This window comes from Microcoleus sp. F10-B2 (assembly GCF_036704965.1).
Classification (GTDB): Bacteria; Cyanobacteriota; Cyanobacteriia; order Cyanobacteriales; family Microcoleaceae; genus Microcoleus.
The window spans coordinates 25,735-39,030 of the sequence record NZ_JAUBTB010000071.1; the positions used below are offsets into that span (position 1 = coordinate 25,735).

The 13,296-nt window shown below is 44.2% G+C and carries 10 protein-coding genes; 7 read left to right on the top strand and 3 right to left on the bottom strand.

The window, feature by feature from the left end:
* Positions 1-143: 143 nt before the first annotated feature.
* Positions 144-2,579, bottom strand: a complete 2,436-nt coding sequence (locus tag QUA99_RS23725; protein ID WP_333241429.1) for a TylF/MycF/NovP-related O-methyltransferase — start codon at positions 2,577-2,579, stop codon at positions 144-146.
* Between the two features lie 190 nt (positions 2,580-2,769).
* Between QUA99_RS23725 and cobA the strand changes: the two genes are divergently transcribed.
* The 6 genes from cobA (at position 2,770) to QUA99_RS23755 (ending at position 7,805) form a co-directional block, all read left to right on the top strand.
* Positions 2,770-4,362, top strand: coding sequence for a uroporphyrinogen-III C-methyltransferase (cobA, locus tag QUA99_RS23730; RefSeq protein ID WP_333241427.1), 1,593 nt, complete (start codon positions 2,770-2,772; stop codon positions 4,360-4,362).
* 183 nt (positions 4,363-4,545) lie between these two features.
* Entirely contained in the window at positions 4,546-4,737 is a 192-nt protein-coding gene (locus QUA99_RS23735; protein ID WP_333241425.1) for a DUF2281 domain-containing protein, read from the top strand.
* Positions 4,738-4,837: 100 nt separating this feature from the next.
* Entirely contained in the window at positions 4,838-5,116 is a 279-nt protein-coding gene (locus tag QUA99_RS23740; RefSeq protein WP_333241424.1) for a type II toxin-antitoxin system death-on-curing family toxin, read from the top strand.
* A 226-nt stretch (positions 5,117-5,342) separates the two neighbouring features.
* Positions 5,343-6,521: a tetratricopeptide repeat-containing serine protease family protein gene (locus tag QUA99_RS23745; RefSeq protein WP_333241422.1), complete on the top strand. Its 1,179-nt coding sequence runs from the start codon at positions 5,343-5,345 to the stop codon at positions 6,519-6,521.
* Positions 6,522-6,608: 87 nt separating this feature from the next.
* The gene (locus QUA99_RS23750; RefSeq protein ID WP_333241421.1) at positions 6,609-7,187 is read left to right on the top strand and encodes a Uma2 family endonuclease; all 579 of its coding nucleotides are present in this window, start codon (positions 6,609-6,611) and stop codon (positions 7,185-7,187) included.
* A 39-nt stretch (positions 7,188-7,226) separates the two neighbouring features.
* Positions 7,227-7,805 carry a Uma2 family endonuclease gene (locus tag QUA99_RS23755; protein ID WP_333241419.1) on the top strand — a complete coding sequence of 193 codons (579 nt, stop codon included), beginning with the start codon at positions 7,227-7,229 and terminating at the stop codon, positions 7,803-7,805.
* Between the two features lie 281 nt (positions 7,806-8,086).
* Here QUA99_RS23755 and QUA99_RS23760 read toward each other — a convergent pair whose 3' ends face one another.
* Together QUA99_RS23760 and QUA99_RS23765 are read right to left on the bottom strand one after the other, a co-directional pair.
* Positions 8,087-11,113 carry a PAS domain S-box protein gene (locus tag QUA99_RS23760; protein ID WP_333241418.1) on the bottom strand — a complete coding sequence of 1,009 codons (3,027 nt, stop codon included), beginning with the start codon at positions 11,111-11,113 and terminating at the stop codon, positions 8,087-8,089.
* 34 nt (positions 11,114-11,147) lie between these two features.
* Positions 11,148-11,303, bottom strand: coding sequence for a hypothetical protein (locus QUA99_RS23765; RefSeq protein WP_333241416.1), 156 nt, complete (start codon positions 11,301-11,303; stop codon positions 11,148-11,150).
* Between the two features lie 232 nt (positions 11,304-11,535).
* On the opposite strand from QUA99_RS23765, the gene QUA99_RS23770 reads away from it, so the two are divergent.
* Entirely contained in the window at positions 11,536-12,960 is a 1,425-nt protein-coding gene (locus tag QUA99_RS23770; protein WP_333241414.1) for a diguanylate cyclase domain-containing protein, read from the top strand.
* Positions 12,961-13,296: the final 336 nt, after the last annotated feature.

Sequence of the window (13,296 nt, forward strand, 5' to 3'; positions counted from 1 at the left end):
TATGGTTGGCGAACCCGCCCCTACAAATAAAATGTAGGTTGAAATTACAATTTCAATCCAGCGATAGATACTGTAGGGTGCGTCGCACTCGACAATCTGCAATTAAAATCGAAAATATAGCAGCGACGCACCATACCAGATAATTATTTCAACTTTTGAAACCACACTCCTGTTTCATCAATTGTATACAGAGAAAATGACTCGCCTTTCATCTTCTCAAAATCGTGTACTGCTTGCTTGCAGCCCTCCCAGTGACCGTAATCATCAACCTGAATTAAACCGTTAGAAATAACGCTGTCATAAAGCGTATTAAATATATCCATTGTTGACTCGTACCAATCTCCATCAGCGTGCAGAAACGCAATACTTCCTATTGCTGACTTGTATTTGGGTAAAGTCTGGGAAAATAATCCCTTAACCGGTACAACAATATTTCTAACTTGCAGTAATTCACAGATTTTATCCAAATTTTCACTAATTGGAGCTTTGAGAGTTCCTTCGCCAAAACCGGTGAGATTTGCAGGTATTCCCTGATGTCGATCGATCTCGGTAGGTGCCGGCATTCCTTCAAACGTATCAAAAGCATACAGCACTCTCGGACGGCGGCTGTAATGTTTAATTACAAATGCCATTAAGGCTGCTGCACCGCCTTTGCAAGTTCCGCATTCTACAAAATTTCCAGGCAAATCTTCCACACATATTTGCTTTGCCAAATCATAGAGAGAAAACAGTCTCGCTTCGCTAAGCAAGGTATAGGGGCGAACAATTGACAAAATATTTTTAAAGTTTGCAGGATCGGTTTGCAGTGACGATTTGCTGCTGTGAATAATTGTCGGCAAATTTTGCTTTTTTAGCGCTGGCAAGTTGTGTTTTGGCAAATCTTTGCTAACGGGCATACCGCTGACTGAATAATCCTGCAAATGTGCTGGCAACTGCCAGGAAATATTGGGGTCTGGTTGATGTTTTACTGGCTGGACATTCCCCCGCCAAGCAGCCCCCATAATTTGCATTGTTTGATATACTACCGTTTGCCATCCCCTTTGCTTCAAGTAATTTAAACCTCGAGCAACATCGGGAGCATTTAAATCGTGAAATAAAATTATTGCATCTTCCTCCGCCAATTTTTCACAAACAATTGCGTCATTTAACGGCCCATCACCTCCGTGTTCTCCGTCAATAAAAATTAACGACCATTTGCGGTTGAATTGAGCGGAAAAATCTTCGACTCTTTGGGGGCTGTAGCCGGGTATTAGCTCGACTGATGTTTGAACCCCAGACGCAATTAGAGCACCTTGAATTGAGTCGATTACGCTTTGTCTGATGTCTGCTCTTTCTAACAGCGGATCGACGACATCTAACTCAACTCCGGCGAGGGCTAAGTGACAGGCAGACCACCCCAACCAGCAGCCGATTTCTAATGCTTTTTTACCTTTGAATTGCAAAGCAGTATTGTAAAGGATGTGGGCTTCGTCGCGATTCAAAAACCCGATGAATGGATAGCGCTTGTCTGCATACCAATTATGCGGAATTTCCCGGCGCAAATAAGGCCAGTTACTCCCATTTGGATCGGCAACAATCATATTGGGGAAATAGGAGTCAGGTATAATTATTTGGAATCCAGGGGAAACATAATCTCCTGATTTTAATAAATTATTTGTGCTAAGTTCAGGTAGTTGAGCAGTCATTTTTTGTTCTTGAAATATAGGTATTGCTTCCTGTTTTTTAGGTTGGTAACGGACGCTTATTTCTAGTATGTCGCCGTCAGTTGCCATCAATTGTACTCGGTCAAACTGCTGGCGGCCAGCTAAATGCAAAATGCCGATCGCCTCCTGCGGCAAGTACGGCTCCACAAAACAGCCTCGCTGCTTGTCCCAAACCGGAAAACCGTTGAATATCCAATTGCACCAAGCTGGTAGCATTTCAGTGAGATTGAACAATTCGCCACTGTAAACAGCTAGGTTTAGGGCAAATTGATCTGTCATGACACAGCCGGATTTTTGCAATCCTCGCTCTACTTTTTCAGCCCATATTTCCCAGTGCAAAGCATCTTTTCTGAGTGCAAAAACTCCGGCATTTAATATCGGATAACTGTATAATTTTTTAGCGACTTCCTCACCAAAGTTAGCTTCGTATTGTTGATAAACCCACTGCCAAAACTGAGGAAGTTGTCCGTACTGCTGCAAGCTAGCCCTGTGAACTTCTGGAACAATTGCCAGTCCCCGGCGCGATGCTCCTGCAACTAACAAATTAATTGCTCTCCAGTCTTGAACCCAAGCATCTGCATCTATCCAAAGGTATATATCAAAATTGGGAAAGTATTTTCGCAAACAAGGTCTAACTAACAGTCCTTTTAAATGTTCGGGAGATTCATTTCTGCCAGGAAAGTCAAAGTCCCAATCGGGCTTTTTAATGATATTAACTTTTGTTTTTAGCCACTGCAACTGTTCGGGAGTGCAGCCGAGATCGAAAAAGCCGATCGCCACATTTTCACCCTCGGGTTTTTCCCGCACCGATAAAATAGTACCTCGCACCAATTCAAAGTAATTTGCATCGGCGGCCGTGATGATGATAATCTGCATAAATAGTAACGGGTGCATCTCGTTGGGTAGGGGCGGGTTTATTTAACCTGTTTGCACCGTTGAGGGGAAGGGGTAAACCCGCCCCTACAGGCTGCTTGAAAAGTCTGATTAAATTATAGGGTAGGGTAGGGTGTGCCGAAGCACCGCAATATTCATAAAACTATACTATCGAGACGATCGAGGAGGAATTGTGAAAAACCACAAAGGGAAAGTTTATCTAGTCGGTGCCGGACCCGGAGATTGTAACTTGATGACAGTGCGATCGCACAAATTGCTATCCCAGGCCGAAGTCTTAATCTACGACGCCCTCATCGACATCCCGCAACTCGAATTAATCCCAGCAACTTGTCGGAAAATAGAAGTCGGGAAACGCGGCGGCAAACCTTCCACCCAGCAGCAAGAAATTAACCGTTTGCTGGTAGAACATTGCAAGTTAGGAAAACAAGTAATCCGCTTAAAAAGCGGCGATCCGTTTATTTTTGGTCGCTCCAGTTCCGAAATTCAAGCATTGATCGCAGCGGGCTGCGAGTTTGAAGTAATACCCGGAATTTCATCAGCCTTAGCCGCCCCTTTACTAGCAGGAATTCCCCTCACAGATCCGGTGATGAGCCGCTGTTTTGCAGTGATGAGCGCCCACGAACCGGATGCTTTGGAATGGGAAGCATTAGTGCAGATAGAAACTTTGGTAATATTGATGGGAGGGCGCAATTTAAGCGAGATAATTTGGCAATTGCAAAAGCACGGACGATCGCCCGAAAATCCGATCGCCATTATCCGAGATTGCGGCCGCCCCGAACAGCAAATTTGGCTCGGCACTCTCTCCAACATTTTACAGCAAACAGCAGGTCAATCTCTATCGCCTTGCGCGATAATAATTGGAGAAGTAGTTAGATTGCGCGAATATTTAATCCAGCCAGAAAGCACAAATATGATCGATACACCAGTCACTACTAATAACACCCAATTGCCACTAGCAGGACAAACAATTTTAGTCACCCGCGCAGCTTCTCAGTCGGCTGAATTTAGCGATCGACTCCAGCAACAAGGAGCTCGCGTGATCGAAATGCCCGCCTTGGTAATTGGGCCACCTTCGAGTTGGGAACCATTAGACAGTGCGATCGCACAATTGTCAAGCTTTCACTGGTTAATTCTCACTTCCCACAACGCTGTAGACTGCTTTTTTCAACGATTACAAGCAAAAGGCAAAGACGCCCGCAGCTTGTTTGGTATTAAAATCGCAGTTGTCGGGAAAAAAACAGCAGAAAGTTTGCGATCGCACTCTTTACAACCAGACTTTATTCCCCCCAACTTTGTCGCCGATTCCCTAGTCGAGAACTTCCCCTGGCAGGGCGGGCACGGGGGCACCGCCCCTACAAATTGCAAAATCCTATTTCCGAGAGTAGAAAGCGGCGGTCGAGAAGTTTTAGTTAAAGAATTCACCGCGAAAGGAGCGCAAGTAATAGAAGTGCCAGCTTACCAATCTTGCTGTCCCGAAACTATCGACCCGATCGCCCTATCCGCACTAGAAAATCAAGCCGTAAATATCATAACATTTGCCAGTTCCAAAACCGTCCAGAACTTTTGTCACCTCCTAGGAAAAACACCAGAACTTTCATTGTCTAAGAATTGGTTAGAAAGCGTTTGTATCGCATCCATCGGCCCTGAAACTTCTAAAAGCTGTCAGAAATTATTGGGGAAGTTAGACGTAGAAGCCAAAGAATATACTTTAGACGGATTGACTGAGGCGATCGTCCAATGGGTGGCAGAATATCAAAGTTCGTAAGTGCGATCGAACAGCAGTTAATTATCTAATCTGTAGCTTTTAAAATGGTTGTAATATCAATTTTAAAAAATCCGGGTAAGGACACGGCCGTGCCGTGTCCCTACAGACGATCGCGTACAATCTCTCGCTTGCAAAAAATTTATGAATTCGGATAAAATAGTTGTAAAATAACTAGGAGGAAATATGACCGCAAAAGACCAACTTCTTCAAGAACTAGACCAAGTACCAGAACCCGTTCTGCTGAAAGTGCTTGAATTTGTCCGTGCCTTAAAGACTCAGGAAGAACAACAAAAACTAGAAGCCAAAGCATGGCAGGCATATCTAGATTCAGAACGTGAAAGAAAGGAGGTTTACCGTCGCCTTGCCAACTCCTAATTTTGTCAGCAAAAGTATTGTTTTAAGTATCCACGCCAGACAGATAGAGAGGTTTGGCGGCACTCCCGGCGTTAGAGATGAAGGCTTGTTGGAGTAGGCTTTGGGTCAACCGCAAGCAACTTTTGGCGGTCAATTTTTGCATCCAACGATTAGCGAACAAGCTGCCGCCTATCTCTATCACATAGCGATGAATCATCCCTTTATTGACGGCAATAAACGAACGGCTTTTGCGGTGACAGATACTTTTTTGCGTTTAAATGGTTCCACTCTGAATTTGACGGACGATCGAGCATATGATTTAGTCATGCGAGTCGCACGGGGAACGATGACTAAGGAAGAACTAACCACCGAGTTCGAGTCATGTATTTTTGAGCTTTAATAAGTAAGTTGGGCAGCCTTCATGGAGATTAAGTAAGGTGTGGCGTACTCACCCTACATGGAAATAGCGAATCGCGGAACAAAAAAGCGAGTAAAATTATCACTAAAGAACAAAGCCGATCGCCTTTGCGTCAAATCAGCAATAAAACTAAACAGAAAATAGCACAAACCGCCGATCGCCCTTTCTACCGCAAATCCCGCTACCCAACTACTAATTAGCAATAGCCATGAATATAAATTTTTCCCGTTACGACACCTTAACCACCCTGCTAGCAGGAACTACCGCAGCCTTAACCATAGTCATCAGCCAAAGTGCGATCGCCAAAACTCCCCAAGAAGTCGCCAACATTGCCGGGCCGCTGACAGTACAAATTAACAGTTCCCTCGGAGACGGTTCTGGCGTAATTATTGCCAAAACAGGCAAAACTTACACAGTTTTAACAGTCAACCACGTCGTAGAAAAAGCAGACGTGAAATACACCGTTCGCACCTCTAAAGGCAAAAACTATCAAGCAACCTCCGTCACCCGTTTGCAAACCGCTGAAACTGACCCGGATTTAGCCGTAGTCAAATTTGAAAGCCCCGAAGAATATCCAGTCGCGACGATCGCCGATTCCGATTTAGCCGTCATCGGCACTCAAATCTTCGTTTACGGCTATCCCGCTACCGGCGGACTTTTCGGCGCGGAACGAGAACCCGAACTCTCTCCCGGACTCGTTACCAGCCGCCCCCGCAACCGCCCGGAAGGCTACACTTTGCGGTATCAGGCCGTAACTTGGAGTGGCATGAGTGGCGGCCCAGTTTTTGACTCCGACGGCCGAGTCATCGGTTTACACGGACAAGGCGAATTCGGTTTCGCGCAAACGAGTTCCGGCGAAGTCGCCCCGATTAAAACCGGATTTAACGCAGCAGTTCCAATCAATACATTTATCGCGAAGCTGGTGGCGGCGGGAATCAACAAATCCGAATTGAAAGTAGACAATACTCCCGCAACTCAAGGCCCCGTATCCACCATTAATCCTCAAGACGCCCAAGCTTATTATTTTCGAGGACTTTCGCGGTTAGATCGAGGAGATGCTTGGGAGGCGATCGCCGATTTCAACAAAGCACTCACTTTCAAGCCCAACTACACTCCGGAATTGTACTTCAACATTGGCAATGCCCGCACTCTGATCGCCAGCATCGAGACAACCCGCGCGCCCAGCGCAATTCAAGCATACACGCGGGCGATCGAAGCCAATCCCGGTTTTGCCGACGCTTACTACAACCGAGCTTTAGCTTACCTGGACAACAAAGACCAACCGAAAGCAATGACCGACTTTCAAAAAGCAGCAGAACTTTACAAGCAAGGCGGAAGAACCAGCGCCTATCAAGACGCGCTCAATAGAATCAAGCAATTGCAGTAGAATTAGAAGTTAATAATTAAGAATTAAAAATGGGATTACTCATTTTTAATTCTTAATGTAGTTCATAAAAACAGCAGGTAAATAACAATGACTGCTATCACCTTAAACCTCAATTCCATTATAAAACTAACTTCAGAACAGTTTTATCAACTGTGCGAAGAAAACCCGGACTTGAAGCTAGAACGCAACGCCAACGGAGAATTAATCGCCATGCCGCCAACCGGAGGAGAAACAGGGAAACGCAATGTCAAATTGACTACACAATTGGATGTGTGGAACGAACAAACCGAACTCGGCGAAGTGTTTGATTCCTCCACAGGATTTACTCTGCCCAATGGCGCCGATCGATCTCCGGATGCTTCTTGGGTAGAAAAATCCCGCTGGTCAGCTTTGACGCCCGAACAAAGAGAAAAATTCATCCCGCTTTGTCCCGATTTTGCTGTGGAAATTCTCTCCCCAACGGACAGCTTGAAAAAGACTCAGGAAAAAATGCAAGAATATATGGAAAATGGCTGCCGTTTGGGTTGGCTGATTAACCGCAAAAAACGCGAAGTTGAAATTTATCGCCCCGGTCAAGATGTGGAAGTTTTACAATCTCCTCTCACCCTTTCTGGAGAAAATGTTTTACCTGGATTTGTGCTCAATTTGCAAAAAATTTGGAATTAATTTGAGTTATCAATTGTTTTTAATTATCAAAAAAATGCTATGACTGCTATAACCTTAAACCTCAACTCCATAATTAAACTAACTTCCGAACAGTTTTACCAACTGTGCGAAGAAAACCCCGATTTAAAATTAGAACGCAGCGCCAACGGAGAATTAATTGTCATGCCGCCAACCGGAGGAGAAACGGGAAGAAGCAACTCAAAATTCAACTTACAGATTGGACTTTGGAACGAACAAACCCAACTCGGTGAAGCCTTTGATTCCTCCACAGGATTTACTCTGCCCAATGGCGCCGATCGATCTCCGGATGCTTCTTGGGTAGAAAAATCCCGCTGGTCAGCTTTGACGCCCGAACAAAGAGAAAAATTCATCCCGCTTTGTCCCGATTTTGCTGTGGAAATTCTCTCCCCAACGGACAGCTTGAAAAAGACTCAGGAAAAAATGCAAGAATATATGGAAAATGGCTGCCGTTTGGGTTGGCTGATTAACCGCAAAAAACGCGAAGTTGAAATTTATCGCCCCGGTCAAGATGTGGAAGTTTTACAATCTCCTCTCACCCTTTCTGGAGAAAATGTTTTACCTGGATTTGTGCTCAATTTGCAAAAAATTTGGAATTAGCAGAATTCGATTTTGACTTATTATATCATTTTCAATAAATAAAATAACCGTTACCATTTCGTAGTGAGGAATGCAAGTCAGAGCGAGTTGGATCGGGAGGGGAGCATCTCATATTTGTAAAAACACTTCTTCTGGCTCCTTCCTTCTGACTCTTTCCTTCTGACTCTTTCCCCGCAGCAAGAGAGCCTCAAAACTCCAATTTCTAGCTGGACTGCTTTCATTGAGATCCTCCCTAGCCACTCCTTAGAACACTATAGCTTCTTTGTCCTTAAACTCGATAACTAAACTGGATTCGGGAGCAGAGGTCGAATTAACTCCACAATTTGGTCATACTTAAAGTTATTGACAGCATCAATTAGCATACTGGAAAGGGTTGATTGAGATGCGGGAATTAGTTTAATTAGCTCGTTCATCACTTCAGGATCGACATAGTAGGCAGCTTGATACATTTGTTCTAACCACTGAGATGACATCACGGCTAGATCTTCTGGAGATAAAGAATCAACAAATAGTTGTTGGGAATCTTTTCCTACAACTGTGTAGATGTACTCTACTCCCAAGTGTTGAGCGAGTTTGTCAAAGACGACCCCTTCCTGAAATGGCTTGCTCATAAAGTCGTCACAACCAGCCATAAGAGCTTTTTCTCGATCTTCTTCAAAAGCACTGGCAGTTAAAGCAATAATGACAGTTTCTTGTCCGTGAGGGTGTTCCCTAATGCGTTTGGTAGCTGTGTAGCCATCCACGATCGGCATTCGCAGATCCATCCAAATCAGGTGCGGAGACCAACTTTCCCACAGGGATAGCGCTTCAACTCCCTGTGTTGCTTGGCGCACCTCAAAACCGACTGAGGTAAGGATTTTGACCAATAAGCGGCGATTTTCCTCTACATCTTCAACCACAAGGATGCGGTAAGTTGGTTGTCCTGAAGCTATACCAATCACTCTTTGTTTAAGCAATTCTGAGGCAAGGCAGGCTGTTTGAGGTAACTTTACCCCAATTTCAAAGTAAAAAATGCTCCCCTGATTCAATGTGCTTTGAACCCGAATCTGACTGCCCATGAGTTGGACAAATCTTTGGCTGATAGCTAGACCTAGACCAGTACCTTGATTCAATTTATTCCCAGCTTCAGCTTGCACGAACGCCTTAAATAAGCTCCCAACTTCTGTTGGAGCAATTCCCACTCCAGTATCCTCAATTTCAAAACATAGGCGACAGGACGTTTGGTCGATATGTTCCGATCTTACTCGTAAGGTGACGCTTCCTTGATTTGTAAACTTAATCGCATTACCGAGCAGATTGACTAAGACTTGATAGAGTTTTTTCTCATCGCTATGCACGCATTGGGGAAGATTGGACTCTCGCTCGACAATTAGTTTCAATCCTTTAGATCGCGCTTTAATTTGCAACATTTCTTCAATAGAAGTTAGCAAAAACTTTAGGTCAAAATCAGAAAGAGCAAGAGTCATATTTCCGCTCTCAATTTTAGATAAATCTAAAATGTCGTTAATCAATTCCAATAAATGTGTCCCGCTACGATTGACGATCGCCAGATCTTTTTGGAGTTCGGGAGTCAGAACAGGATCGTAACTCATCAATTGCGTAAATCCCAAGATAGCATTGAGAGGAGTACGGAGTTCGTGGCTCATATTGGACAGGAACATACTTTTAGCTCGGTTTGCTGTTTCTGCTGCTTCTTTAGCTTGCTGAAGTTCCAACTCGGCTTGTTTGCGATCGCTAATATCAATTAAATATCCCAAGATTTCCACTGGTCTACCTGCACGATCTCGAATTAGTCTGAGTTGAGCGAGTATCCAGCGATATAGCCCATCTGAGCGGCGAAGACGGTATTCATGGAAATAAAAATCATTGACGAATAGATTGGCTAAGCCATTAACTACTCGTTCTACATCATCTGGGTGTAAGTTATGCACCCAAAATTCAGAATCTTCTAAAAAAGCAATGCTTTCATAGCCCAATACATCTTTGACATTTTCGCTGATGAACGTTGCCCCATAATTGCCACCAGGTTTAGAGCTAAAAATAACGACGGGGCTGTAGTTCAGGAGAAAGTTGAGGCGATTTGTGGTAGCTTGCAAGGCTTGCTCAGCTTGTTTGAGCTCTGTTACCTCCTCCTGAACCGCAACATATACAGTTCCATATTCAGGATGCTCAAACCTAGACGTATGAACCCTGCACCAAAAAAGTCTGCCATCTTTTTTCTTATTGTAGACTTCATATTGTGCTTCTCCTTTCTGCTCAATTTGAGTGACAATATCTAGAACGCTTGCGTCTGGTGTAATCTCTGCATCGACATAATTCAAGACACCAACGGGTTGACCTGCGAGTTCGCCATCTGTGTAGCCAAACATAGAGTCAAATTTGGGATTGGTGTAGACGATCGTGAGGTCTGAGGCTTTAATTAAACACACTCCACCTGCCATGTTATGGATAATAAGACTCTGAAGCTCTAGCGTCTTTAGAGCTTCTTTTCGAGCGGTAATTTCTTGGATCTGAGAAATAAAATGCAGTGGATTTCCCAGTTCATCTTTTACTAGCGAGGCATTAAGCAGAATCCAAATTATATGTCCTTGTTTGTGGAAATACCGTTTTTCCATTTGGTAAGTTGAAATTGTTCCTGCTAATAGCTGATGTACATAACTAAGATCCAGGTCTAAATCTTCAGGATGGGTAATGTCTTGGAAAGTTAACGCTAACAGCTCTTCTGAGGAGTAGCCAAGAATCTGACATAAGGCAGGATTGACTTTAACCCAGTGCCCGTCAAGTGAAACGATCGCCATTCCAATTGACGCATTTTCAAACGCATTCCGAAACTGCTCTTCACTGTTTCGTAAAGCCACCTCAATTTGTTTGCGTTCGTTTTCAGCCCGCTTGCGATCGTCGATCTCTTTCTCTAAGGCTTGATTGGCCACAATCAGTTGAGCTGGACTAGGTAAAGCTAAGACTGATGGAATTAACAAGACTAGCTCAGATGCAGTATATATAGAAATCAGAGCAGTAATAGCTTTAAGTCCTCCCGAAAGCCAATAAGTAGGAAACCAAAGCGTCCATATGTCCATGAGATGAGTTGTACCGCAGGCAATTATGAAGGCGCCAAACAGAAAAAATACTTTCTGAAATTGAGTATCTTGGCGCTGTCGCACAAAGTAGATTATCATGATTGGGATGGAGTAGTAAGATAAAGCTATTAAACCATCGGATAAAATATGTAATCCCAGTAAGTTTGTTTGCCAGAGATAGCAGTGACCGTGAGGAATGAATCCTCCAGTCTCAAAAAATCGTGCAATCATACCTAACCTGCATTATTCATGAGTGCTCAAGTGCTTAGCGATTGAGTTCTGCCATTGCCGGCTTCATCGTCCAAGTCATACCGGGAAAACCACTTTTGAGTAGGGAGATACCAAATTGCCAACCCAGCAGCACGAGACATCCGATCGCAATGAGGAGTAGACTTGCCCTGTAAGAAATGTGCTTGTTCATAAATCGGCTGCTTGGGTTGAAAAAGTGTTCTCCTAATGTTACCCGAAACGAAGAAGGGCAAACGCGGGGGGATTATCGCTACCTCAACAAGTCAGATTTTGTAGGGGCTGTGCCAGCGAGCCAGTCCTCGAACTCTGCAATCGCAGGACTTCTTTCTAGGTCAAATGAGTTAATAATCTAATAATTCAAGTATACTCTTGTTCATAGGGTTATATTTCTCTAGCAGACAAGTATGGAAATCAGTAGGAGTGTCCATAGAACTAGCGATAGAGTTACCGATCGAGCTACAAACTACCGAGGCAATATTTTAATTGTTGACGATCTGCCTGATAACCTGCGTCTTCTGGGCCGTACTTTGAGCGCACATGGTTATAAAGTTCGCAGTGTCACAACAGGCGCAATGGCGCTCCGAGCCGCCCAATCGCCATTGACGGAACTAATTTTACTCGACATTAAATTGCCCGATTTGGATGGCTATGAAGTTTGTAAACAATTAAAATCTGACGAGCGAACCACACGCATTCCGATAATTTTTTTGAGTGCTCTCAATGAAACTTTCAATAAGGTTCAGGGGCTTGCTGTTGGTGGGGTAGATTATATTGCTAAGCCGTTTCAAGTCGAAGAAGTATTAGCTCGTGTCGAAACTCACCTAACCATCCGACGATTGCAACAAAGCCTCCAAGAGCAGAATTTATGTCTCTTGAGAGAAATAGAAGAACGCCAACGTCTCGAAGAGTCCCTCTTTGCCGAAAAAGAACTAGCTCAAGTGACCCTCCAATCGATTGGTGATGCAGTTATTACTACCAATGCTCAAGGTAATGTGCGATTTTTCAATCCTATCGCCGAGCAACTGACAGGCTGGAAGGCTGATGAGGCTAAGGGACTCCCCCTGTCTACAGTCTTTGAAATTGTCAATGAAGTAACGCGAAAGCCAGTAGAGAATCCGATCGACAAGGCTCTGTTGGAGAAGCGAATTGTGGGCTTAGCTAACGATACTATTCTGATTGCGCGCGATGGGACGGAGTATGCCATTAAGGACTCAGCAGCACCGATTCGAGACCGCCAAGGTCAAATTATCGGCGCAGTCATCGTCTTTCACGATGTTACCGAATCGCGCAATCTTGCTCGTCAACTCTCTTGGGAAGCCTGTCACGATGCTCTGACGGGTTTAATCAACCGTCGAGGATTTGAGCAGCGACTAATTGAGGCGATCGCCTCTGTTCAAGATAGCAATCACCAGCACGCTCTCTGTTATTTAGATTTAGATAAGTTCAAAGCCGTTAACGATACCGCAGGTCATTGTGCTGGCGATGAGCTACTGCGCCAAATCACTACACTTTTACAAAAGGGAGTCCGCGCTAATGACACACTGGCTCGCTTGGGAGGTGATGAATTTGGTCTTTTGCTTACTAAATGTCCCCTCTCTAAAGCAGCTCAGATTGCAGAAAACCTGAAAGACCTAGTGTATCAGTTTCGGTTTATTTGGGATAGCAAAACCTTTATCATCGGGGTCAGTATTGGAGTTGTTGCCATTAACGAAGCCAGCCAAGATTTGAGGGAGGTTATGGGGGCGGCTGATGCAGCTTGTTATGCTGCCAAAGGCAAAGGTCGCAACTGTGTTCATGTTTATCGTCTAGATGATGGCGAACTCATATAATTAGACAGCGTGGTGAGAGGCACATGATTTGCAAAATCAGCCCTGCGTTAGAAACCAATCGTTGTTGTCTCTACTCCCAAAAGATTGGCTTTATTATCTCTAACCCATCATTAAAGCATTATCAAATTTTGTTAAAAATGCTATAGGAAAACGGAGAAAGCGTTGCTCCCAATGAGTTTATTCTCGCCGCCGAGCGTTAGGGCTGGATAACCAAGAGCGATTGTTGTGGGGTAATCGAAACTTTTTGATTGAATTATCATAGGAATGAGAATTAAATAACTTACAATTTATTGTTCTTGTGGGATGGGCGTCCCGCCCGTCCAGAAAGGACGGGCG

Coding starts and splice junctions, on each gene's coding strand:
- QUA99_RS23770 (WP_333241414.1), top strand. CDS start 11,536: ATGGAAATCAGTAGGAGTGTCCATAGAACTAGCGATAGAGTTACCGAT.
- QUA99_RS23725 (WP_333241429.1), bottom strand. CDS start 2,579: ATGCAGATTATCATCATCACGGCCGCCGATGCAAATTACTTTGAATTG.
- QUA99_RS23765 (WP_333241416.1), bottom strand. CDS start 11,303: ATGAACAAGCACATTTCTTACAGGGCAAGTCTACTCCTCATTGCGATC.
- QUA99_RS23745 (WP_333241422.1), top strand. CDS start 5,343: ATGAATATAAATTTTTCCCGTTACGACACCTTAACCACCCTGCTAGCA.
- QUA99_RS23750 (WP_333241421.1), top strand. CDS start 6,609: ATGACTGCTATCACCTTAAACCTCAATTCCATTATAAAACTAACTTCA.
- QUA99_RS23735 (WP_333241425.1), top strand. CDS start 4,546: ATGACCGCAAAAGACCAACTTCTTCAAGAACTAGACCAAGTACCAGAA.
- QUA99_RS23760 (WP_333241418.1), bottom strand. CDS start 11,113: ATGATTGCACGATTTTTTGAGACTGGAGGATTCATTCCTCACGGTCAC.
- QUA99_RS23755 (WP_333241419.1), top strand. CDS start 7,227: ATGACTGCTATAACCTTAAACCTCAACTCCATAATTAAACTAACTTCC.